Here is a 21199-nt window from a genome sequence, read left to right as displayed (position 1 = left end):
CCGGCTCCGAGGGGCGTAGACCGGTACCACCCCCTCGCACCGCACCCACAAGGAGCACCTCAGCATGGATCTCGGGATCACCGGCCGCACCGCCCTCGTCACCGGAGGCGACTCCGGCATCGGCCTGGCCACGGCGCAGCTCCTCCTCGCCGAGGGCGCGACCGTCGTGATCACCGACAAGGACCAGGCGGAGCTGGACCGGGCGGCGGCCGGGCTCGACGCTCCGGAGGGCCGCCTGCACGCCTTCGCCGCCGACGTCACCAGCACGGAGCAGCTCGTCGAGCTGCATCGCCGCGTGGCCGGAGCGGTCGGCGCGATCGACATCCTCGTGCAGTGCGCCGGAGTCACGGGGGCGCAGGGCCTCTTCCACGAGATCGACGACGAGGGCTGGACCAGCACCCTCGAGGTCGATCTGCTCGGGCCTGTGCGGCTCGTGCGCGAGTTCCTCCCCGACCTCCGCACCGGAGGCTGGGGCCGGCTCGTGCTCATCGCCTCCGAGGACGCCGTGCAGCCCTACGACGACGAACTGCCCTACTGCGCCGCGAAGGCGGGCGTCCTCGCCTTCGCCAAGGGCCTCTCGCGCTCCTACGCGCAGGAGGGCCTGCTCGTGAACACGGTCTCGCCCGCGTTCATCCGCACTCCGATGACCGACGCGATGATGTCCAAGCGCGCCGAGCAGAGGGGCACCTCGGTCGACGAGGCGATCTCGTCCTTCCTCGACGAGGAGCGGCCGTACATGGAGCTGAAGCGCCGGGGCGAGGCCGAGGAGGTCGCAGCCGTGATCGCCTTCCTCTGCTCCGACCGCGCCTCGTTCGTGAACGGCTCGAACTACCGCGTCGACTCCGGATCCGTCGCCACGATCTGATCCCTGCAACCACGGGCCCCGCCCAGCGCGCGCACCCCGCGCGTGCGGGCGCCGTCCAGCCGAAGAAGCCAGACTCGGGGCGGGACACCGCACCCGGCACTGCAAGAGAAAGGAACGGTCCATGACCACCACCCTCGAACGCCACGTCGAAGCCCCCGCGGGCTCCGGTGCCAAGACCAGCCGCCGTCAGAACGCCGAGAAGGGCTTCAAGGCCTCCAAGGAGCTGCTCGACAGCCTCCAGATCGTCCTCGTCGACCTGATCGAGCTCCACGTCCAGGGCAAGCAGGCCCACTGGAACGTCGTCGGCAAGAACTTCCGCGACCTCCACCTGCAGCTCGACGAGATCATCGAGGCCGCGCGCGAGTTCAGCGACGACATCGCCGAGCGCATGCGCGCCCTCCACGGGATCCCGGACGGCCGCAGCGACACCGTCGCCGCGACCACCACCCTCCCCGAGTACCCGCACGGCGAGATCGACACGGCCGAGACCGTCGACCTGGTCACGATCCGCCTCGAGAACACCGCCGCCACCATGCGCGAGGTCCACGACCAGGTGGACGAGGAGGACCCGACCAGCGCGGACCTTCTCCACGCGATCATCCAGAGCCTCGAGCAGTACGCCTGGATGGTGTCGGCCGAGAACCGCACCACCTCCGCCGCCAAGTAGGGGCGAGCACCGGCAAGGGGACTCCGCGTCAGCGGGGTCCCCTTCCGTCTGCCCGAGCGGTGTCGAGTCGCCGTGCAGTCCGGATCAGTAGGGTCGTGACATGAGCACGCAGGTCTCCGAACTGTTCGACGCGCACCGCTGGGCGGCCGTCGACGGCTTCGACGCACTCGAGGACATCACCTACCACCACGACCGCTCCGGCCGCATCGCGCGGGTCGCGTTCGACCGGCCCGAGGTCCGCAACGCGTTCCGGCCGCGCACGGTCGACGAGCTGTTCCGCGCCCTCGAGGACGCCCGGACGAACCCGCGCATCGGCGTCGTCATCCTCACCGGCAACGGCCCGAGCCCGCGCGACGGAGGCTGGGCGTTCTGCTCGGGAGGAGACCAGCGGATCCGCGGCCGCGACGGCTACCGGTACTCCGACGGCGAGACCGCCGAGGGCATCGACTCCGCGCGGAACGGCCGCCTGCACATCCTCGAGGTGCAGCGCCTCATCCGCTTCATGCCGAAGGTCGTCATCGCGGCCGTCCCCGGCTGGGCCGCGGGAGGCGGGCACTCGCTGCACGTGGTCTGCGACCTCACCCTCGCCTCCGCCGAGCACGGGCGATTCAAGCAGACGGACGCCGACGTCGGCTCCTTCGACGCGGGCTACGGCTCGGCGTACTTCGCCCGCCAGATCGGGCAGAAGGCCGCGCGCGAGGTGTTCTTCCTCGCGCGGGAGTACTCCGCGCAGCGCGCCTACGAGATGGGCGCCGTGAACGCGGTCGTCCCGCACGCCGAGCTCGAGACGACCGCGGTGGAGTGGGCCGAGACGATCCTCACCAAGTCGCCCACGGCCATCCGGATGCTGAAGTACGCGTTCAACGCCGTGGACGACGGCCTCGTGGGCCAGCAGCTCTTCGCGGGCGAGACCACGCGCCTCGCCTACGGCACCGACGAGGCCGTCGAGGGACGAGACTCCTTCCTCGAGAAGCGCGAGCCCGACTGGTCGCCGTTCCCGTGGCAGTTCTGAGCCGGAGGGCACGCAGGTGACCCGCCCGCTCGCCGGTGTCGACGCGACGGTCGAGGCCGTCCTCCTCGCTCTTCGCGCGGCCCTGGACGGCAGCGGCCCGGCGATCCGCGTCTCCGCCCCCGGCGCTGCGACCGCCTCCGAGGATGCCGTCGTGCCGCAGCGCGTCGCCGCCGTCGTCGAGACCTCGGGGTCGTCGGGGCCGCCCAAGCGGGTCGCGCTCTCGACAGCGGCCCTGCTCACCAGCGCCTCCACGACCCTCGCCGAGCTCGGCGGGCCGGGACGCTGGCTGCTCTGCCTGCCGACGCACTACGTCGCGGGACTGCAGGTGCTCGTCCGCTCGCTGACCGCGGAGGCCGACCCGGTCGTCCTCCCGGCCGGCGGCTTCGACGCGGCGGCCTTCCTCGCTCTCGCTCGGACGATGCCGGCGGGGGAGCGGCGGTACTCCTCGCTGGTCCCCGTGCAGCTCGCGCGGCTGCTGGACCTCGCCGAGCGCGATCCGGCCGCGGCCGAGGCGCTCCGCTCGTTCGACGCGCTCCTGATCGGCGGCCAGGCGACGCCGCAGCCGTTGCGGGACCGCGCCGCCGCCCTCGGTGCGCGCATCCGCCTGACCTACGGATCGAGCGAGACGTCCGGCGGCTGCGTCTACGACGGCGTCCCGCTCCACGACGTGCGGATGCGCGTCGAGAACGGGCAGGTGCTGCTCGGCGGCCCGACCCTCGCGGAGGGCTACCTCGACGCCGACGGCGCGATCGACCACGAGCGCAGCGCCTCCGCCTTCCTCGAGCTCGACGGGGAGCGCTGGTACCGCACGGGCGACGCGGGGTCGATCGTCGACGGGCGCCTCCGGGTGACCGGTCGGCTCGACCGCGTGATCGTGTCGGGCGGGGAGAAGGTGTCGCTCGACGCCGTCGAGGCCGTGCTCCGCGAGGGGCCCGTCCCCGACGCGGTCGTCGTGCGGCGGGCGGACGAGCAGTGGGGCGAGGTCCCGGTCGTCGTCACGGCGGAGGAGGCTCCCGCGCTCACCGACCTGCGCACCCTGATCGCCGACCGCCTCGGGCGCGCCGCCGCTCCTGCGGTCGTGCTGCCCGTCGGCCGCATCCCCCTCCTCGCCTCCGGGAAGCCCGACCGCCGCGCCCTCGAGGTGCTCGCCGAGCAGGGCTGACCGGCTCCGAGCGTCGACGGGCCGGTGGGTAGGATTCCCTCCGTGTCGAGTACGAGTCGCAAGAAGAAGTCCTCCAGCGGCCGCCCCGGGGGCAGCCCGCGAACGATCGTCGTGAAGCCCGCCGGTCCCCGCGAGTGGATCGCCGGCGCCCGCCTCCGCACCCTCCCGCTGGCCGTCGCCCCCGTGCTCATCGGCACCGGAGCGACCCAGGTCGTCGACGAGGGCTGGCACTGGGTGCGCGCCCTGCTCTGCCTGGCCGTCTCGCTCGCCCTGCAGATCGCCGTCAACTACGCCAACGACTACTCCGACGGCGTGCGCGGCACCGACGCCAACCGCGTCGGACCCTCGCGGCTGACCGGCTCCGGAGCGGCGAAGCCCCGCCAGGTGCTCACCGTCGCCCTGGTCTTCTTCGGGATCGCGGCCGTCGCCGGCCTCGTGCTCACCGCCCTCTCGGGGCAGTGGTGGTTCCTGATCGTCGGCGCGGCGGCGATCGCGGCGGGCTGGTTCTACACCGGCGGACGCCGCCCCTACGGCTACCTCGGGCTCGGCGAGCTCTTCGTCTTCGTGTTCTTCGGCCTGGTCGCCACCGTCGGCACCACGTTCGTGCAGATCGGCCGCACCAACCAGGAGTCGTGGCTCGGCGCCGTGGCGGCGGGCCTGTTCGCCTGCGCCGTGCTCATGGTCAACAACATCCGCGACATCCCGACCGACCGCCTCTCGGGCAAGCGGACCCTCGCGGTCCTCGCGGGACCGGCCGTGTCCCGCGCGATCTACACGGGCTTCGTGCTGATCCCGTTCGGCATCGCGGTGATCCTCGCGCTGTTCTACCCGCTGGCATGGCTGACGCTCTTCGTGCTTCTGATGATCCTGCCGGCCATCCTGATCACCCTGACGGCGAAGACGGCGAAGGAGCTCATCCTGGCGCTGCAGTTGACCAGCCTGGGCGGGCTCGCCTACGCGGTCATCCTCGGGGCGGCGCTGGCGTTCTAGAGCGGCGGCTCGCACGAGGCGGGCTCGGGTGGGCCGGATTCGGGTGAGATCGGCTGTTGCGGGCCGGGCCTGGTGCGAGCGGGGTCAGCGCGTCAGAGGGGAGGCCTCGCCGGCGGGAGCGCCCGGCTCAGCGGTCGTCGCGGGTCGCGTCGACCGCGGCGTCCTCGACGTCGTCGTCGGTCGGGGCGCGCGGGACGTCCTTGCGGCGCTCGTAGATCGCCTCCGCGATGCGCTCGCGGGGCTTCCTCAGCAGGATGTAGGAGAGGGACAGGCTCGCGATCGCGGCGACGAAGCCCGCGGTGACCGCTGCCGTCAGCTCCGAGTCGACGAAGGTGCGCGCCGGCAGGTACACCAGCACGAAGACGCCGGCGAACATCGCCAGGCGCAGGAGCGAGTAGACGACGACCGCGCGGCTCAGTTTCACCGGGACAGTGTACGTCGGCCCCTGCACGCGCTTCCGTGAGCACCGTGGGAGCCTCCTGTCCAGCGTCCGTGCGGACCCTCCCCGACGGGGGTGCCGGACGTAGACTCGTGTCCATGATCCGCCTCGTCATCGGCCTGCTCGTGGCCCTCGCCGTCTTCACGGTCTACACCGTGATCGACGTCGCGATGAGCAACCGTCACGCCGTGCGGGCGATCCCGAAGTGGTCCTGGCTCCTGGTGGTGCTGATCCTCCCGGTCATCGGTGCGGGACTGTGGTTCTGGATCGGCCGTCCCCGCAAGCAGCGCGCCGCCGGCCGCCGCTACACCGCTCCGGACGACGACCCCGACTTCCTCGGCACCCTCCGCACCGAGCGCGACCCCGAGGAGGAGCGCCTGCAGGCAGAGCGCATCGCCCAGCTCGAGCGCGACCTCGCCGAGATGGACGAGCAGGGCGAGGCCGACGGCCCCGGCCGCCGGGATGCCTGAGCACCGGCCGGTCGCCCCCTCCACCCGATTCGCGGTCGACCTCCTCACCCGCTTCGTCGCGCTCGGCGTCCGCGACGTCGTCGTCGCTCCGGGCTCCCGCTCGCAGGCGCTCGCCCTGGTGGCGGCCGAGCTCGAGACCCGCGGCGACATCCGGCTGCACGTGCGGATCGACGAGCGCTCCGCGGGGTTCCTGGCGCTGGGCCTCGCCCTCGAATCCCGGATGCCGGCGCTCGTGATCACGACCTCCGGCACGGCGACCGCGAACCTGCACCCGGCCGTGCTCGAGGCGGACGCCTCGGACGTGCCGATGATCGTGCTGACCGCCGACCGGCCCGACGAGCTGCGCGGCATCCGCTCGAACCAGACGGCCGAGCAGCGCGAGCTGTACGGGCGTGCCGTGCGGCTGTTCGAGGACGTCGCTGCTCCGGACGACGCCTCCCTGCCCGAGGACGCGCGGGCGCTCGCCGATCGTGCCGTCACCGCGGCGCGCCGCGGGCCGGTCCATCTGAACCTCTCCTTCCGCGATCCGCTCTCCTCCGCTCTGCCCGACATGGAGCGGATCGAACCGGTCTCGTCGCCCGCCGTCGGATCCTGGATCCCGGGTGCCGTCGTGACCGCCGGCCCTGGTGAGCCGCTCACGGTCGTCATCGCCGGGGACAAGGCGGGCGCCGCGGCCGAGGAGATCGCTCGCGCCGGCGACTGGCCGCTGCTCGCCGAGGTCTCCTCCGGCGCCCGCTTCGGACCGCAACTCGTCGTCGCCTGGCGGGGCCTGCTCGGCGAGCCCGACTTCGGCGGACGCATCCGCCGGGCGATCGTGCTCGGACACCCGACGCTCTCCCGCGAGGTCCCCGAGCTGCTGCGGCGCGAGGACGTCGAGGTGATCGTCGTGGACGCCGTGCGCGAGCAGTTCTACAACCCCGGCCGGCGCGCCCGCCGCGTCGGAGGCGTCGACGTGGTCCGCCCCGAGGGGTCGCCGCGTCCCGAGCGCGGCGAGCGCGCCTGGGCCGGATCCTGGGTGTCCGCGAGCCGCGCCCTGACGGTCGACCCCGACGAGCTGGACGAGGTCCCCGACGCCGGGTCGATGTCGGTCGAGGACCGCCGCGGCTACGCGCGCAACGCCCTCGCCGCGATCAGGGCACCGCTCACCCGCGACTTCGTCGTCGCCGCGGTCTGGAAGGTCACCTGGCCGCACGACCGGCTGCTGTTCGGAGCGTCGCGGCTGATCCGCGTCGCCGACGGGACCCTGCCGGGCAAGCGGATATCCGTCCTGGCGAACCGCGGCCTCGCCGGCATCGACGGCACGATCTCGACGGCTCTCGGGATCGCGGTGGCTTCGCAGGCGACCGAGCAGGGAGCCGGCGGAGTCACCCGCGCGGTCCTCGGCGATCTCACTCTGCTCCACGAGGCCGGCGGCCTCCTCCTCCCGCCCGGAGAGCGACGCCCGCGCGTGCAGCTCGTCGTCGTGAACGACGGGGGCGGCACGATCTTCGACGGACTCGAGGTCGCATCGAGCTCGCATCCCGATGCGTTCGACCGCGTGCAGTTCACCCCGCAGAACGCCGATCTGGAGGCTCTCGCGCGCGCCTACGGGTGGGGCCACCGTCGTGCGGCGACGCGCGGCGAGCTGGAGCAGGCGCTGACCTCGCCGGGCGACGGGCCGGGCATCGTGGAGATCCGGCTCGAGCGCTGAGTCCGCACGGGTCCGGTCGGTCGGTCCTCCACAGGTCGTCGTCGGACGCTGTTCTCCCGGGGACGCCTCGTTCGAGCTCCGCAGCTCGTCTTCTGCTGCTTCGCTGGAGGCATGGCTGATGCGGAGACGGTGCGAGGAGAGGTCCTCGCCCTCGGCGACCGGGCGGCGGCGCTCGCGAGGAGCGCCTCCCCGGTGCTCCTGACCGCGGCGGAGGCGCTGCACGCGGGACACCGCGCGGCGCTGACCTGTCCCGACGCGTTCGCCCGAGGCTCCTCGACGGACAGCAAGGATGCGACGGACCTCGTCGAACGGTCGATCCGAGCGGAGTTCGCCGTCGCCCTCGGGGTCTCCGAGCGCACCGCCGCCAGGGAGCTGCTGCACGCCTCGCTCCTGATGGAGGAGCTGCCGCGGACCCGCTCCGCGCTCGCCGACGCCAGGATGCGCTGGGAGGCCGGCCAGCTCGTCTGCTCCGTCGCGGCGACCCTCCCGGCAGCGGCGCGCGCGGCCTACGACGACCGGGCCGTCGACCTCGCGGAGACGCTGACCCCGGGGCAGCTGCGCCACGCCCTCGCGCGGGTGCGGGAGGAGCTGCACGACGAGCCCCTCGCCGAGCGGCACGCTCGCGCCCGCGAGGACCGCCGGGTGTGGATGACAGCCGGGATCGACGGCATGGCGACGGTGTGCGCGCACGTCCCCGCGCCCGAGGCCGTCGGAGCGCTCGCCCGGCTCGACCGCATCGCGAGGGATCTGCGGGACGGCGCCGAAGGGGACCGCGATCTGCGGACGCTGGCGCAGCTCCGCGCCGACGCGTGGGCCGACCTGCTCTGCCACGGGGACGTGGCGTGGACCACTCCGGAGGGAGCCGCGGCGCCCTCGACCGGACTGCGGGCCGAGGTGAGAGTCACCGTGGCGGCGAGCACCGCCGCAGGTGACGACGAGGCGGCCGCCGAGCTCGACGGCTACGGGCCGATCCCCGCCGAGGCGGTGCGAGCGCTCATCGACGACGCCGCCGCCTTCACTCCCGTGCTGATCGACGAGGAGACCGGCGCGGTCGTCTCCGTCGGGCGCCGGCACCGCCTCCCGCCGCCGAGGATGAGGCTGCTGGTCCGCCTCCGCGACCAGACCTGCCGCTTCCCGGGCTGCACCCGGCCGGCGTCCTCGACGGAGACCGACCACAGCGTCGAATGGCGGAACGGGGGAGAGACGACTCCCGACAACCTCGCCTCCCTGTGCGTCGCCCACCACCACGTGCGCCACGGCGACCGCTGGACGTATCTGCTCCATCCGGACGGCACAGCGGACTGGACCACACCGACCGGCCGTCGCGTGACGACCCGGCCGCCGGCACTGCCCGGGCGTCCGCCGGTGGGCGCAGGACGACGGCCGGGTGCTCCCCGGCTCGACGGGGACCCGGCGGGGTAGGCGCCGGGTAGCCGACGGCTTCAACGACTCCCGACGTGCGTCAGGCCAGCGCGTCGGTGATCGGGCGGAACTTCATTCGGGTCTCGGCGAGCTCGGACTCGGGAACGCTGTCGGCCACGATGCCGGCGCCCGCCCAGGCCGTGACCGCGCCCTCGGCCGTGACCTCGGCGCTGCGGAGTCCGACGGCCCACTCGCCGTCGCCGTTGCCGTCGATCCAGCCGACGGGTCCTGCGTACCGACCGCGGTCGAAGGGCTCCAGGTGCTCGATGAGCGCAAGGGCGTCGGCGGTCGGAGTGCCGGCCACTGCGGCGGTCGGGTGAAGAGCATCGACGAGATCGAGCGCGCTGGAGGAGTCGTCCAGAATTCCTCGCACGTCCGTCGCGAGGTGCCAGAGATTCGGCAGGCGGAGCGTGAACGGGGCGGCGCCCGCCGTCAGCTCCCGTGTGTGGGGCTCGAGTTCCCGGACCAGACTGGCGAGAGCGAAAGCGTGCTCCGAGCGGTCCTTCGGACTCTCGAGCAGAGCGGCCTCCACGTCCGCGTCGGCGAGGGGATCCTCGCCTCGTGCGGCCGTGCCGGCCAACACCCTCGCCGAGATCTCGCCCCGATCGACCGCGACCAGCGTCTCCGGACTGGCGCCGAGGAATCCGTCCACGGCGAAGCCCCAGCAGGCCGGGTACCGCTCGGTGAGCGCACCCAGCATCCGACGCAGGTCCGCCCCCGGCGGGAGCCGTCCCTTCAGATCGCGCGCGATCACGACCTTGGACAGCTCACCCGCCCGGATCGTCTCCACCGCGGCAGCGACCGCCGCGCGGTACCCGTCCGGCGGCAGCGCACCCGGCGAGAGCGGCACGTGGTACTCCGCCCCCAGCGGCTCCTCGCTCGGCGTATACGGTCTCTCCGCCTCGCCGATCGTGATCCGCGTCAGCCATGACCGGCCGTCGCGCGTCCCGATCACGGTGCGCGGCACGATCAGCACGCTCGTCGCCTCGGATCGGCTCGAGAAAGCGAAGGTCCCGAACGCGACCAGCCCCGTCCCGGGCAGTCCGACCCGGTCCTCCACCGTCGCCGCGTCGCAGAGCCGACGCCAGGTTGCCGCCGCCTCCCGCAGCCGTTCCGGGCCCGAGAACTCGAGGCGCAGGGCCTCGCCGCGTCCGCTGAGCCCGGCGCCGTCGCGCTGCCAGAGGAGGGGCCGCCTCGGGTCGGAGTGGGAGAGGAGCGACGGCGGAGAGTCCAGTGGAGTCGTCTCCGCACGCAGCAGGGGGGTTCCAGCGCCGATGAGCGTCACCTCAGCAGGGTACGCCCGCGCCAGAGGATGGGACGTCCCATGCCGCGGGGCTCGGGGCGCAGGGCTCCGTTGCTACCGTGATTCGGTCCGGGGCCGCCGCGCGAGGCGGAGCGGGGCGGTCCCGGCGCTTCCCCATGGGGGAGCGCGCCGACCGGGCGCGGGACGGCGGATGCACAGCCGCCGTCCCTCGTCTCGCCGTAGACTTGCGGATCGTGACGAAGGCAGACCTCACCAAACGGCCCGACGAGGTCGCCTCGATGTTCGACACCGTGGCTCCCGCCTACGACCTGGTGAACGGACTCCTCTCGGTGGGGAACGACCGGCTCTGGCGGATCGCGACGACTCGCGCCGTCAACCCTGCTCCCGGTGAGCGCATCCTCGACATCGCGGCCGGCACCGGCACGTCGAGCGCGTCGCTGGCGCGGTCGGGCGCCCAGGTCGTCGCAGCCGACTTCTCCCCGGGGATGATCGCCGTCGGCCGTCGCCGTCAGGCGGGCAACGACCGGATCGAGTTCGTCCAGGCCGACGCGATGGATCTCCCGTTCGAGGACGAGTCGTTCGACGCCGTGACCATCTCGTTCGGTCTGCGCAACGTGGCCGAGCCGAGGACGGCGCTCGCCGAGTTCCTGCGTGTGCTGAAGCCCGGCGGCCGGGTCGTGATCTGCGAGTTCTCGACTCCGCCGATCGCTCCGCTGGCCGCCGCGTACGACTTCTACCTGTCGAGGGTCATGCCCGCCGTCGTGCGCCTCGCGTCGTCGAACAATCCCGCGTACGACTATCTCGGCGATTCCATCCGGGCCTGGCCGGAGCAGAGCGTCGTCGCCGCCTGGCTCCGCGCGGCGGGCTTCGAGCGTGTGGCCTACCGCGATCTGACCGCGGGCATCGTGGCGCTGCACCGCGGCGTCAAGCCGATCGCGGCGACCCGATGACGACCGGGGTCCGCACAGGCCGAGACGTTAGGGTTTCCCTGTGAACGCCACTGCGCCCGTCGCCCGTCGCAGCCCGTCTCTGACGGCGCAGCTCGGCCTCTCCGAGCGCATCTTCTCCTCCTCGTCGGACCGCGCTCTCGCCCGCACGATCGACGCGGGTCTGGAGCAGGTCGAGGAGGGTCTCGTCCGGCAGCTGTCCTTCGCGGACGCCGTGGCCGACGTCTCCACCCGGTACCTCCTCGAGGCGGGCGGCAAGCGCGTGCGCCCGATGCTCACCCTCCTGGCCGCGTCGCTGGGCCGCGGCAACACGCCGCAGGTCCTGCTCGGTGCGCAGGCGATCGAGATCACGCATCTCGCATCGCTCTACCACGACGACGTCATGGACGAGGCGGAGAAGCGCCGCGGCGTCCCGTCGGCGCAGACCGTGTGGGGCAACAACGTGGCCATCCTGACGGGCGATCTGCTCTTCGCCCGCGCGAACCAGCTGATGGTCGAGCTCGGCGACAAGGCGATCCGGCTCCAGGCCGACACGTTCGAGCGGCTCGTCCTCGGGCAGCTGCATGAGACGGTCGGCCCGACCGACGGCGAGGACCCGGTCGAGCACTACCTGTCCGTCCTGGCCGACAAGACCGGGTCCCTGATCGCCGCGGCGGGCCGCACGGGAGTCGCGTTCTCGGAGGCTCCGGAGGAGTACGAGGAGGCCATGCGCGTCTTCGGCGAGAAGATCGGCGTCGCCTTCCAGATCGTCGACGACGTCATCGACCTCTCTCCCCAGCCGGAGGAGACCGGAAAGAACCCCGGCACGGACATCCGCGCCGGCGTGTCGACGCTGCCGATCCTGCGCCTGCGCGAGCGCGCCTCCTCCGATAGGGAGGCCGCGGCTCTCCTCGCCCGCATCGAGAGCTATGTGAGCCGCTCGAACGACGCCATCGCGCACACGGAGGAGCAGAGCGCCGACATCTCGGACGCCATCGCTCAGCTGCGCGATCACGACGTCACCGCGCAGACCCTCGCCGAGGCCCACCGGTGGGCCGACGAGGCCGTCGCCGCCCTCGCTCCGCTGCCCGACGGCTCCGTCCGCAAGGCGCTGACGCGTTTCGCCGACACCGTCGTCGAGCGCAACGGCTGACCCCGATCGTCGCGGCGCGCCCTGCGCCGCAGGAATGAGACCGGTTGTGCGCTGCGGCGCCCCGGCAGGAGGAACGCAATGACCAAGCTCAGGCTGGCCATCGTCGGCGCGGGTCCCGCGGGCATCTACGCCGCCGACCTCATGATCAAGGCCGAGAAGAAGTACGACGTCTCGATCGATCTGTTCGAGCACCTGCCCGCGCCCTACGGCCTGGTCCGCTACGGCGTCGCGCCCGATCACCCCCGCATCAAGGGGATCATCACCGCGCTGCGGGAGGTGCTCGACCGGGGCGACATCCGCATCTTCGGCAACGTGCACTTCGGGACCGACATCACGCTCGAGGATCTCAAGCGGCACTACCACGCCGTGATCTTCGCGACCGGCGCCGTCCGCGACGCTCCGCTCGACGTCCCGGGTGTCGAGCTCCAGGGCTCCTACGGTGCGGCCGACTTCGTCAGCTGGTTCGACGGCCACCCCGACGTGTCGCGCACCTGGCCGCTGGAGGCGTCCTCCGTCGCCGTCATCGGCAACGGCAACGTGGCGCTCGACGTCTCGCGGATGCTGGCGAAGCACGCCGAGGACCTCCTGCCCACCGAGGTCCCGCCGAACGTCTACGAGGGGCTGAAGGCGTCTCCTGTCACCGACGTGCACGTCTTCGGGCGCCGCGGTCCCGCTCAGGTGAAGTTCACGCCGCTGGAGCTGCGCGAGCTGGGCGAGCTGCGCGACGTCGACATGATCGTCGCCGACGAGGACTTCGACCTCGATCCCGCTTCGGAGGCCGCCATCGCGACCAACAAGCAGGTCATGGTCATCAACCGGGTGCTCAACCAGTGGCGCACCCGCGAGGTCGGGAGCGCCTCGCGTCGTCTCCACCTGCACTTCTGGGCGAAGCCGCTCGAGTTCGTGGACGACGGATCCGGTCGGGTCGGCGCGATCCGGTACGAGCGCACCGAGCCGGACGGCGAGGGCGGAGTGCGCGGCACGGGTGAGATCCGCGAGGTCCCGGTCCAGGCCGTGTACCGCGCGGTCGGCTACTTCGGCTCGCCGCTCGACGGCCTCCCGTTCGACGAGATGCGCGGCGTGATCCCGAACCGCGAGGGCCAGGTCCTGGACGACGAGGACCAGCAGGTCCACGGCGTGTACGCGACCGGCTGGATCAAGCGCGGACCGGTGGGCCTCATCGGGCACACCAAGTCCGACGCCATGGAGACCGTCGCGCACGTGCTCAACGACCAGGCGTCCTGGTGGACGCCCGAGCACCCCGAGGAGGCGGCCGTGGTCGCCCTGCTCGAGGAGCGGGAGATCGCCTACACGGATCTCGACGGCTGGCACCGGCTGGACGAGCACGAGATGGCGCTCGGCGAGCCCGAGGGCCGTGCGCGCGTGAAGGTCGTTCCTCGCGAGGACATGATCGCGATCTCGCGGGCGGAGCCGGTCGCGCTCTGACGCGTGCTCTCCGAACGGCCCTCCGGTGCACTCCGGGGGGCCGTTCGTCGTTCCGGCGCGGACGCCGCGCACCTCCTCTAGGATTCGGGCACCGCTCTGGACGGAGACAGCATGACCACGGCCTCGCCCCACGACGTCATCCGGGTGCGCGGTGCGCGCCAGAACAACCTCCGGGGGATCGACGTCGACATCCCGAAGCGGAGGATCACCGTGTTCACCGGGGTCTCGGGCTCCGGCAAGTCGTCGCTCGTCTTCGGCACCATCGCGGCCGAGTCCCAGCGCCTCATCAACGAGACCTACTCCGCCTTCGTGCAGCAGTTCATGGGGTCGCCGGCCCGCCCGGACGTGGAGTCGCTCGACGGACTGTCGGCCACGATCGTCGTCGACCAGGAGCGGATGGGGTCGAACGGCCGGTCCACGGTCGGCACGGCGACCGACGCGTACACGATGCTGCGGATCCTCTTCAGCCGGATCGGCGATCCGCACGCGGGCACGAGCGGTGCGTTCTCCTTCAACCTGCCGGAGGGGATGTGCCCGCGGTGCGAGGGGACGGGCCGGGTGTCGAGCATCGACCTCGACGCGCTGATCGACCGCTCGAAGTCGCTCGAGGGCGGCGCTCTCGACGCGATCCCCAACTTCGTCGTCGGCGGCTGGTACTGGAAGGGCCTCGCCGAGTCGGGCCTCTATCCGGCCGATGTGCCGATCGCCGACTTCACGCCCGAGCAGATGGACGCGTTCCTCCACCGTCCGGCCACGAAGATGGCCATCGCCGGGATGACGATGACCTACGAGGGCCTCCTGGTGAAGGTCACCCGCCTCTACCTGGCGAAGGAGGCGGCGCAGCCGCACATCCGCGCCTTCGCCGAGCGGGTGGCCACCTTCGCCGCCTGTCCCGAGTGCGGAGGCGGCCGGCTCACCCGGGTGGCGCTGGAGTCGCGCATCGGGGGCCGGAACATCGCCGAGTGCGCCGCGCTGCAGGCGACCGACCTCGCCGCGTGGCTCCGCGGGCTGCAGGCGCCGTCCGTCGCTCCTATCGTCGAGACCCTCCTCGGGACGCTCGACGCCCTCGTCCAGGTCGGGCTGGGCTACCTGTCGCTCGATCGGGAGTCGGGCACCCTCTCGGGCGGTGAGGCGCAGCGGGTCAAGATGGTGCGGCATCTGGGATCGAGCCTCACGGACGTCACGTACGTCTTCGACGAGCCGACGGCGGGTCTGCATCCGCACGACGTCTCGCGGATGATCGAGCTGCTGCGCCGCCTGCGGGACAAGGGCAACACCGTCCTGGTGGTCGAGCACAAGCCGGAGATCATCGAGATCGCCGATCACGTGGTCGACCTCGGTCCGAGGGCCGGTGCGCACGGCGGCGAGCTGCGGTTCGAGGGGACGGTGGCGCAGCTGCGCACGTCCGACACCCTGACGGGCCGTCATCTCGGTCACCGCGTCCCGCTGAAGGAGGCCGTGCGCCGTCCGACCGGGGCGGTGGAGATCCGCGGGGCCTCCACGCACAACCTCCGCGGCGTCGACGTGGACGTCCCGCTGGGCGTGCTGACCGTCGTCACCGGAGTCGCAGGGTCGGGGAAGTCGTCGCTCCTGCACGGCTCGCTCGCGGGTCGGCCCGGCGTGGTGGTGGCCGACCAGTCGCCGATCCGCGGCTCGCGGCGCAGCAATCCGGCGACCTACACCGGGGTCCTCGACGCGATCCGGGCGGCCTTCGCGAAGGCGAACGGTGTGAGACCGGCGCTCTTCAGCGCGAACTCGGCAGGCGCCTGCCCCGTCTGCAAGGGGGCCGGGATGATCTTCACCGAGCTGGGCCCCGCCGCGACGGTCTCGTCGGTCTGCGAGGAGTGCGACGGCAAGCGGTTCACCGCTGAGGTGCTCGAGTACCGCCTCCGCGGGAGGAACATCCACGAGGTGCTCTCGATGCCGATCGTCGACGCCGCGGAGTTCTTCGCGAGCGGACCGGCGCACACGGTGCTCGCCCGTCTCGTCGACGTCGGTCTCGGCTACCTCACGCTCGGACAGCCGCTGAACACGCTGTCCGGGGGCGAGCGCCAGCGCCTCAAGCTCGCGATCAACATGGCCTCGTCCGGATCCGTCTACCTGCTCGACGAGCCGACCACGGGCCTGCACCTCGCGGACGTCGACACGCTGCTCGGACTGCTCGACCGGCTGGTCGACTCCGGGAACTCGGTCGTGGTGATCGAGCACCACCGCGCCCTGATGGCGCACGCGGACTGGATCATCGACGTGGGGCCCGGAGCCGGGCACGACGGAGGGACGATCGTCTTCGAGGGGACTCCGGTCGGGCTCGCGGCGGCGGACACGCTGACCGGACGCGCCCTCGCCGAGTACGCGCGCTGACGCGTCCGCAGGCGCGACGCTCGCGCGTCAGCGCGAGAACGGGCCGGACAGGGCCGCCCACTGCAGGAGCATGATCGTCTTCGCGTCGACGATCTGCACGCCGATCTGGGTCAGCGCCTCGTCGAACGAGAGCTCGAGTACCTCGATGTCCTCGCCCTCGTCGGCGAGTCCCGCGAACGCTCCGCTGCGGGTGCCCGCGCGGTAGCGGCCGGCGTAGAAGTGCAGCTTCTCGGTGACCGAGCCGGGGCTCATGAACGCGTCGAACACGTGCTCGAGCCGGCCGACCTCGAGTCCGGTCTCCTCGGACGCCTCGCGGCGGGCGCCCTCCTCGGGCCCGTCCTCGTCCAGGAGACCGGCGGGCACTTCGAGGAGCATCCCGTCGAGGTCGCCGTTCACGTACGCGGGGTAGCGGAACTGCCGGATCAGGACGACGGTGCGCGCGTCGGCGTCGTAGAGCAGGACCGCCGCGCCGTTCCCCCGGTCGTACGTCTCGCGCTGCTCGCTGGTCCAGCTGCCGTCGCGGTGCCGGTAGTCGAAGCGGGTGGTGCGGAGGACGTACCAGTCGCTCGAGAGGAGGGTGACCTCCTTCACGACGACGTCGGGGTTCCCGACGAGGTCGAGGCCCTCCCGGTCGAGTCCGGTGCGGCCCCGCCGGTCGGGCTCGTCGATGCCGGCGGTCACGCGCGTGCTCCCGTGTGCGTCATTCCTCAGCGGAAGTTGACGAACTGGAGGTCGAGCTCGAGGTCGGCTCCGCGCAGGAGCGCCATGGTCGCCTGGAGGTCGTCGCGGCTCTTCGAGGAGACGCGGAGCTCGTCGCCCTGGATCTGCGACTTGACCGACTTCGGCGCCTCGTCGCGGATGAGCTTGTTGATCTTCTTCGCGTGCTCCTGGTCGATGCCCTCCTTGAGGGTGGCCTCGATCCGGTACTCCTTGCCGGACGCGAAGGGCTCGCCCGCGTCGAGGCTCTTGAGGCTGATGCCGCGCTTGATCAGCTTCGACTGGAAGACGTCGAGGATGGCGTTCGCCCGCTCCTCGGTGTTGGCCTTGATCAGGATCTTCTCGCCGCTCCAGGCGATCGAGGCGCCGACGTTCTTGAAGTCGTAGCGCTGCTCGACCTCCTTGTGGGCCTGGTTCAGGGCGTTGTCCGCCTCCATCTTGTCGATCTTGCTGACGACGTCGAACGTTGAATCTGCCATGGCTCCGAGTTTAGCTTTCAGGCGTGGCGGAGCCCGGCCCCAGGCGCGGCTGGTACCTCTGAGGGGTGCGCCGCCTCCCCGTTCTCGTCCTCGTCCCGCTCGCCGGCCTCCTCCTGGCCGGCTGCGGCCAGCGGCCGCCCGCGCTGACGCTTGAGGAGGGCCTGTCCACCGTGCCTCCCGCGGCGACCGCTCCCGTCGCGGCCGACCCCGTCGTGCTGGAGGATCCCGAGCAGGCCGCGGCGACGCCGGTGCGACTGCTCGCCGACGAGGCGTGGCTGGGCTCGGCGTCCGAGGGGAGCGGCATCCCGCTGCGTGCGCTCACCGCCTACGCGGGCACGGCCCTCCTCACGGCGTCGGTCGACCCCGACTGCCGGTTGGACTGGGCGACCCTGGCCGGCATCGGCTACGTCGAGAGCAGGCACGGCACGATCGACGGCGGCGAGCTGGGCGAGGACGGGCGGCCGACGGAGCCGATCTACGGTCCGCGCCTGGACGGAACGCGCTTCGACCGGGTCCCCGACAACGACGGCGGGGCTCTGGACGGCGACGCCGAGGTCGACCGGGCGATGGGTCCGCTGCAGATAATCCCCGCGACGTGGATGGCGTGGGCGTCGAGCGGATGGGATCCGCAGAACGTGGACCAGCAGGCGGTGACCGCCGCCCGGTACCTCTGCGACGCCGGCGGCGACCTCTCGACGGAGTCGGGATGGCGGGCGGCGATCGCGGCCTACAACCCGGCCGGGAGCTACGCGGGGAAGGTCGCGGAGGCGGCGTCCCGCTACGCGGCGGAGGCGGACTGAGGCCTCGCGGCACCGATTTCCGATCCGCCGGTCGCGTGGGTATCCTTGCTGAGCGCCTCCGGTTGTGAACACGCGGTCGGGTGCGCCACGGCGAGTTACCCTAGCGGCCAAAGGGATCTGACTGTAAATCAGACGGCGTAGCCTTCGGGGGTTCGAATCCCTCACTCGCCACCGAGCAGGAACACCCAGCAGACGCCCCGGCATCACGAGATGCGCGGGGCGTTCCGCATGTCGGGGGATCGCCGTTCCGGCGGAGTGCCTTTCCGGGGGAGTGCCTTTCCGGGGGAGCACCGGTCCGGCGGATCGCCGGGCCCGGCGTCTTCGTCCCGTCGCACCCCGCACGCCGTCGGCCCGGCCTCCGCGGTCGCCCGGCCCGCGCTGTCGGCCCGGCCCGCGCCGTCGCCTCAGCCCCGCGCCTCCTGCTCCAGGAACGCCGCGAGGGAGAGCGGCGGCCGTCCGGTCAGCCGCTCGACGTCGGACGAGACGTGTTCCAGCTGTCCGGCGGCGATCGCGGAGTAGGTGCTGACCCAGGCGTCCAGCTGCCAGCCCGGTGCGTTCCAGCGGCGGCGTGACGCGTACGCCTCCTCGAGGGTCTCGTCGACGTACACGGCGGGGCGGCCCGCCGCCGTCAGGGTCGCCGCGACCTCGTCGAGGGTGAGGGCCTCGGGCCCGGTCAGCTCGTAGGCGGCTCCGCGGTGCTCGGAGGGGGAGCGGAGGACCGCGGCGGCGGCGCGGGCCACGTCCTCGCGCGCGACGACGGCGGCACGGCCCGATCCCGCGGGTCCGCGGATCGCGCCGTCGTCGCCGAGCATCGCGGGCAGGAAGTCGAGGTAGAGGTTGTCGCGGAGGAACGTCCAGCCCATGCCCGAGCGGCGGATCGCGTCCTCGGTGGCCGCGTGGTCTCGGGCGAGGGTGAAGACCGCGTCGGGTGCGGCTCCGGCGAAGGAGGTGTAGACGACGTGCTCGACACCCGCGGCGGCGGCTGCACCGACGAACGCGAGGTGCTCGGCGCGGCGCTCCTCGTTCTCGGAGGCGGAGACCATCAGGAGGAGGCGCACGCCCTCGAGCGAGTCGCCCGCGTCGGCGAAGGAGGAGCGCACCACCTCGGCCCCGGGGAGCCCGGGCGCGCGGGACGGGTCGCGGACCAGCAGGCGGAGGGCGTGACCGGCGTCGGCGAGCTCGCGCGCGACGCGACCGCCCACGGCTCCGGTGGCTCCGGTGAGGGCGATAGGGGTGCTCATCCCCCCATGATGGGCCCGATCCCTAGGCTGGGGCCATGAGCGACAACGCCCCCCTCCTCGCCATCGCCCGCTCGATCGCCGTCGAGGCGGCGCACCTCGCCCGCCAGCGGCGGCAGGACGGTGTCGAGATCGCCGCGTCGAAGTCGTCCCCGGAGGACGTGGTGACGGCCGCGGACCGGGAGGTCGAGGAGCTGATCCGCAGGCGCCTGGCCGAGGCGCGTCCGGACGACGGCTTCCTCGGCGAGGAGTCGGGGTCGGGGGGCGGCACGAGCGGGCTGACCTGGGTCGTCGATCCGATCGACGGGACCGTCAACTACCTCTACGGCATCCCCTCCTACGCGGTCAGCATCGCTGTGGTGGAGGGGGAGCCGGATCCCGCGACCTGGACCGCGCTCGCCGGCGCGGTCGTGAACGGAGCGACGGGCGAGGTGACCACGGCCAGCCGAGGCGGGGGAGCCGAGCGGGACGGAGTCGCGCTGCAGGTCTCGGCTCCCTCCTCCCTCTCGCTCGCGCTGGTCGGCACCGGCTTCGGCTACGACGCGGGCCGCCGGATGCGCCAGGGCGCCGTGGTGCAGGAGCTCCTGGGCTCGGTCCGCGACATCCGCCGCATCGGCTCGGCGGCGCTCGACCTGTGCTCGGTGGCCACCGGGCAGCTGAACGCGTACTACGAGCGGGGCCTGAACCCGTGGGACCTCGCTGCGGGCGCCCTCATCGCCGAGGAGGCGGGCGCGCGGGTCGCGGGACTCGACGGCGCGCCCTTCGGCTCCGGCCTGCTCATCGCGGCACCGGATCCTCTCTTCGCCGAGCTGGAGGATCTGCTGCGCCGCCTGCGCGCGGACGAGGTGTAACCGCTCTCCCAGGCCGGGCCGACAGGGATTCCGTGCGCCGAGAGGCGGATCGGCGCAGGATCCCGCCGGGGCTCGCCGCGGGTCGTGCCCCGATCGCGCCTGTGCGCGGCGGCCTCTGGCCGGATCCCGCCGGCCGTGGTTATCCTTTATGAATTCGTGATGTTCGCACAGGCTGCGCTCACGGAACCGAGCGGTGCCTCTCCCTGGAGGCCCGCTCGTCCCCTGCCCCCGACGGAAGACATCGATTTCGTGAGCCCCGATTCGCCCGCCCCCGCTGCCCCTGCATCGACCCCCGGCGAATCGACTCCACCCCTCTCCCGTCGCGAGCTCCGCGAGCGCGAGCGCGCTCTGGCCCTCGCCTCCGACGTCTCGCTCGCGAGCGGCTCCGACGACCTCCTCGCGGCTCCCACGGCGGAGCAGCTGCGCGAAGCGGAGCGCCGCGTCGCCTCGGTCCGCAGCGCCCCGGCCCCCGTCCCCGCACCGCGCGCGACGCCGCTCCGGCCCGTGCGCCGGGCCCGGGTCGGCGGACTCGTCGCCCTCTCCTTCGTCGCGGCCATCGTGGCGGCGACCTCTCTGCCGGCCACATCGCTCCTGACCGCGGAGGACGTGCAGGCGCAGAGCCTCTCGACCCCCTTCGGCGCCGACGCCCGCCGCGGCGCGCAGTCGTTCGTCGCCGGCGAGGTCAGCGCCGAGACGGTCGCCCGCGACGGGTTCGGCGTGCAGGAGCGCAAGACGCAGACCAACGTCGCCGACATCGTCCGCACCTCCGACACCGGCTTCACCAACGACCCGAACGCGTCCATCCAGTGGCCCTTCGCCGTCGGCGTGCCGGTGGGCGACCGCTTCGGCTACCGCAACTGCGCGGGCTGCTCGGTGAACCACGGCGGCACCGACTTCAACCCGGGCGACGGCTCGCCCATCCAGGCGATCGCCGACGGCGTCGTGCGCACGGTCATCGACGGCGAGGGCTCGCTCGGCGTGCACGTGATCGTCGACCACGAGATCGACGGGCAGCTCGTCTCGAGCGTGTACGCGCACATGCAGCACGGCTCGGCGGCCGTGAACGAGGGCGACCCGGTGAAGGTCGGTCAGCTCCTCGGCCTGGTGGGCACGACCGGCATGTCGACCGGCCCGCACCTGCACTTCGAGATCCGCCTCGACGGCGTGACCAAGGTCGACTCCTACCTCTGGCTCAAGGCCAACGCCGGGCGCTGACCCGGCGGCGCGACGCGGGAGCCGCCGGGCGG

20 protein-coding genes and 1 tRNA gene are annotated in these 21199 nt (G+C 72.6%); 16 read left to right on the top strand and 5 right to left on the bottom strand.

What is annotated here, in order from left to right; translation table 11 throughout:
- Nucleotides 1-64 precede the first annotated feature (64 nt).
- The 5 genes from C5B98_RS10795 to C5B98_RS10775 all read left to right on the top strand — a co-directional run bounded on the left by C5B98_RS10795 (nucleotide 65) and on the right by C5B98_RS10775 (nucleotide 4696).
- Nucleotides 65-865, top strand: a complete 801-nt coding sequence (locus C5B98_RS10795; RefSeq protein WP_104327779.1) for an SDR family NAD(P)-dependent oxidoreductase — start codon at nucleotides 65-67, stop codon at nucleotides 863-865.
- 121 nt (nucleotides 866-986) lie between these two features.
- Nucleotides 987-1532, top strand: a complete 546-nt coding sequence (locus C5B98_RS10790) for a Dps family protein (RefSeq protein WP_104223596.1) — start codon at nucleotides 987-989, stop codon at nucleotides 1530-1532.
- A gap of 100 nt (nucleotides 1533-1632) precedes the next feature.
- Nucleotides 1633-2544 (top strand): 1,4-dihydroxy-2-naphthoyl-CoA synthase, encoded by a 912-nt coding sequence (locus tag C5B98_RS10785; RefSeq protein ID WP_068255374.1) that lies wholly within the window; start codon nucleotides 1633-1635, stop codon nucleotides 2542-2544.
- Nucleotides 2545-2560: 16 nt separating this feature from the next.
- The gene (locus C5B98_RS10780; protein ID WP_104323625.1) at nucleotides 2561-3706 is read left to right on the top strand and encodes an AMP-binding protein; all 1146 of its coding nucleotides are present in this window, start codon (nucleotides 2561-2563) and stop codon (nucleotides 3704-3706) included.
- Nucleotides 3707-3748: 42 nt separating this feature from the next.
- Complete coding sequence (locus tag C5B98_RS10775; RefSeq protein WP_374953057.1) at nucleotides 3749-4696, top strand: 1,4-dihydroxy-2-naphthoate polyprenyltransferase; 948 nt, start codon at nucleotides 3749-3751, stop codon at nucleotides 4694-4696.
- A gap of 127 nt (nucleotides 4697-4823) precedes the next feature.
- Here C5B98_RS10775 and C5B98_RS10770 read toward each other — a convergent pair whose 3' ends face one another.
- Complete coding sequence (locus tag C5B98_RS10770) at nucleotides 4824-5120, bottom strand: DUF4229 domain-containing protein (RefSeq protein WP_104239140.1); 297 nt, start codon at nucleotides 5118-5120, stop codon at nucleotides 4824-4826.
- A 113-nt stretch (nucleotides 5121-5233) separates the two neighbouring features.
- Between C5B98_RS10770 and C5B98_RS10765 the strand changes: the two genes are divergently transcribed.
- From C5B98_RS10765 to C5B98_RS10755, 3 genes are all read left to right on the top strand, one after another.
- Nucleotides 5234-5605, top strand: coding sequence for a PLD nuclease N-terminal domain-containing protein (locus tag C5B98_RS10765; protein ID WP_104262987.1), 372 nt, complete (start codon nucleotides 5234-5236; stop codon nucleotides 5603-5605).
- Nucleotides 5598-7295 carry a 2-succinyl-5-enolpyruvyl-6-hydroxy-3-cyclohexene-1-carboxylic-acid synthase gene (gene menD, locus C5B98_RS10760; RefSeq protein ID WP_104327778.1) on the top strand — a complete coding sequence of 566 codons (1698 nt, stop codon included), beginning with the start codon at nucleotides 5598-5600 and terminating at the stop codon, nucleotides 7293-7295. The genes C5B98_RS10765 and menD overlap by 8 nt, the downstream gene beginning before the upstream one ends.
- Nucleotides 7296-7406: 111 nt before the next feature.
- The gene (locus C5B98_RS10755; RefSeq protein ID WP_104327777.1) at nucleotides 7407-8717 is read left to right on the top strand and encodes an HNH endonuclease signature motif containing protein; all 1311 of its coding nucleotides are present in this window, start codon (nucleotides 7407-7409) and stop codon (nucleotides 8715-8717) included.
- A gap of 40 nt (nucleotides 8718-8757) precedes the next feature.
- On the opposite strand, the gene C5B98_RS10750 is transcribed toward C5B98_RS10755, so the two are convergent.
- Complete coding sequence (locus C5B98_RS10750; RefSeq protein ID WP_374953056.1) at nucleotides 8758-10002, bottom strand: isochorismate synthase MenF; 1245 nt, start codon at nucleotides 10000-10002, stop codon at nucleotides 8758-8760.
- A 212-nt stretch (nucleotides 10003-10214) separates the two neighbouring features.
- Between C5B98_RS10750 and ubiE the strand changes: the two genes are divergently transcribed.
- From ubiE to C5B98_RS10730, 4 genes are all read left to right on the top strand, one after another.
- Nucleotides 10215-10931 carry a bifunctional demethylmenaquinone methyltransferase/2-methoxy-6-polyprenyl-1,4-benzoquinol methylase UbiE gene (gene ubiE, locus C5B98_RS10745; RefSeq protein ID WP_104326264.1) on the top strand — a complete coding sequence of 239 codons (717 nt, stop codon included), beginning with the start codon at nucleotides 10215-10217 and terminating at the stop codon, nucleotides 10929-10931.
- A 40-nt stretch (nucleotides 10932-10971) separates the two neighbouring features.
- Nucleotides 10972-12060, top strand: coding sequence for a polyprenyl synthetase family protein (locus tag C5B98_RS10740; protein WP_104249782.1), 1089 nt, complete (start codon nucleotides 10972-10974; stop codon nucleotides 12058-12060).
- 78 nt (nucleotides 12061-12138) lie between these two features.
- Complete coding sequence (locus C5B98_RS10735) at nucleotides 12139-13506, top strand: FAD-dependent oxidoreductase (RefSeq protein WP_104257164.1); 1368 nt, start codon at nucleotides 12139-12141, stop codon at nucleotides 13504-13506.
- A 111-nt stretch (nucleotides 13507-13617) separates the two neighbouring features.
- Nucleotides 13618-15867 (top strand): excinuclease ABC subunit UvrA, encoded by a 2250-nt coding sequence (locus C5B98_RS10730; RefSeq protein WP_104327775.1) that lies wholly within the window; start codon nucleotides 13618-13620, stop codon nucleotides 15865-15867.
- A 27-nt stretch (nucleotides 15868-15894) separates the two neighbouring features.
- Here C5B98_RS10730 and C5B98_RS10725 read toward each other — a convergent pair whose 3' ends face one another.
- Both C5B98_RS10725 and C5B98_RS10720 read right to left on the bottom strand, forming a co-directional pair.
- A complete protein-coding gene (locus C5B98_RS10725) occupies nucleotides 15895-16548 on the bottom strand; it encodes an NUDIX domain-containing protein (protein ID WP_104282427.1) in 654 nt (217 codons plus the stop codon).
- A 26-nt stretch (nucleotides 16549-16574) separates the two neighbouring features.
- Nucleotides 16575-17063: a YajQ family cyclic di-GMP-binding protein gene (locus C5B98_RS10720; protein WP_104223606.1), complete on the bottom strand. Its 489-nt coding sequence runs from the start codon at nucleotides 17061-17063 to the stop codon at nucleotides 16575-16577.
- A 65-nt stretch (nucleotides 17064-17128) separates the two neighbouring features.
- Here C5B98_RS10720 and C5B98_RS10715 point away from each other — a divergent pair, with 65 nt between their 5' ends.
- Together C5B98_RS10715 and C5B98_RS10710 are read left to right on the top strand one after the other, a co-directional pair.
- Entirely contained in the window at nucleotides 17129-17863 is a 735-nt protein-coding gene (locus C5B98_RS10715; protein ID WP_104223607.1) for a hypothetical protein, read from the top strand.
- Nucleotides 17864-17952: 89 nt separating this feature from the next.
- Nucleotides 17953-18034: transfer RNA gene (locus C5B98_RS10710), tRNA-Tyr, on the top strand.
- A gap of 233 nt (nucleotides 18035-18267) precedes the next feature.
- Here C5B98_RS10710 and C5B98_RS10705 read toward each other — a convergent pair.
- A complete protein-coding gene (locus C5B98_RS10705; protein ID WP_104223608.1) occupies nucleotides 18268-19104 on the bottom strand; it encodes an NAD(P)H-binding protein in 837 nt (278 codons plus the stop codon).
- Between the two features lie 35 nt (nucleotides 19105-19139).
- Between C5B98_RS10705 and C5B98_RS10700 the strand changes: the two genes are divergently transcribed.
- Nucleotides 19140-19952, top strand: a complete 813-nt coding sequence (locus C5B98_RS10700; RefSeq protein WP_104223609.1) for an inositol monophosphatase family protein — start codon at nucleotides 19140-19142, stop codon at nucleotides 19950-19952.
- Between the two features lie 249 nt (nucleotides 19953-20201).
- Entirely contained in the window at nucleotides 20202-21167 is a 966-nt protein-coding gene (locus C5B98_RS10695) for a M23 family metallopeptidase (protein ID WP_146076953.1), read from the top strand.
- Nucleotides 21168-21199: the final 32 nt, after the last annotated feature.

The sequence above is a fragment of the Rathayibacter sp. AY1A5 genome (genome assembly GCF_002930875.1).
Lineage (GTDB): Bacteria > Actinomycetota > Actinomycetes > Actinomycetales > Microbacteriaceae > Rathayibacter.
The sequence above is the reverse complement of the archived record's forward strand: the minus strand, read 5'-3'. Positions and strand labels throughout refer to the sequence as shown.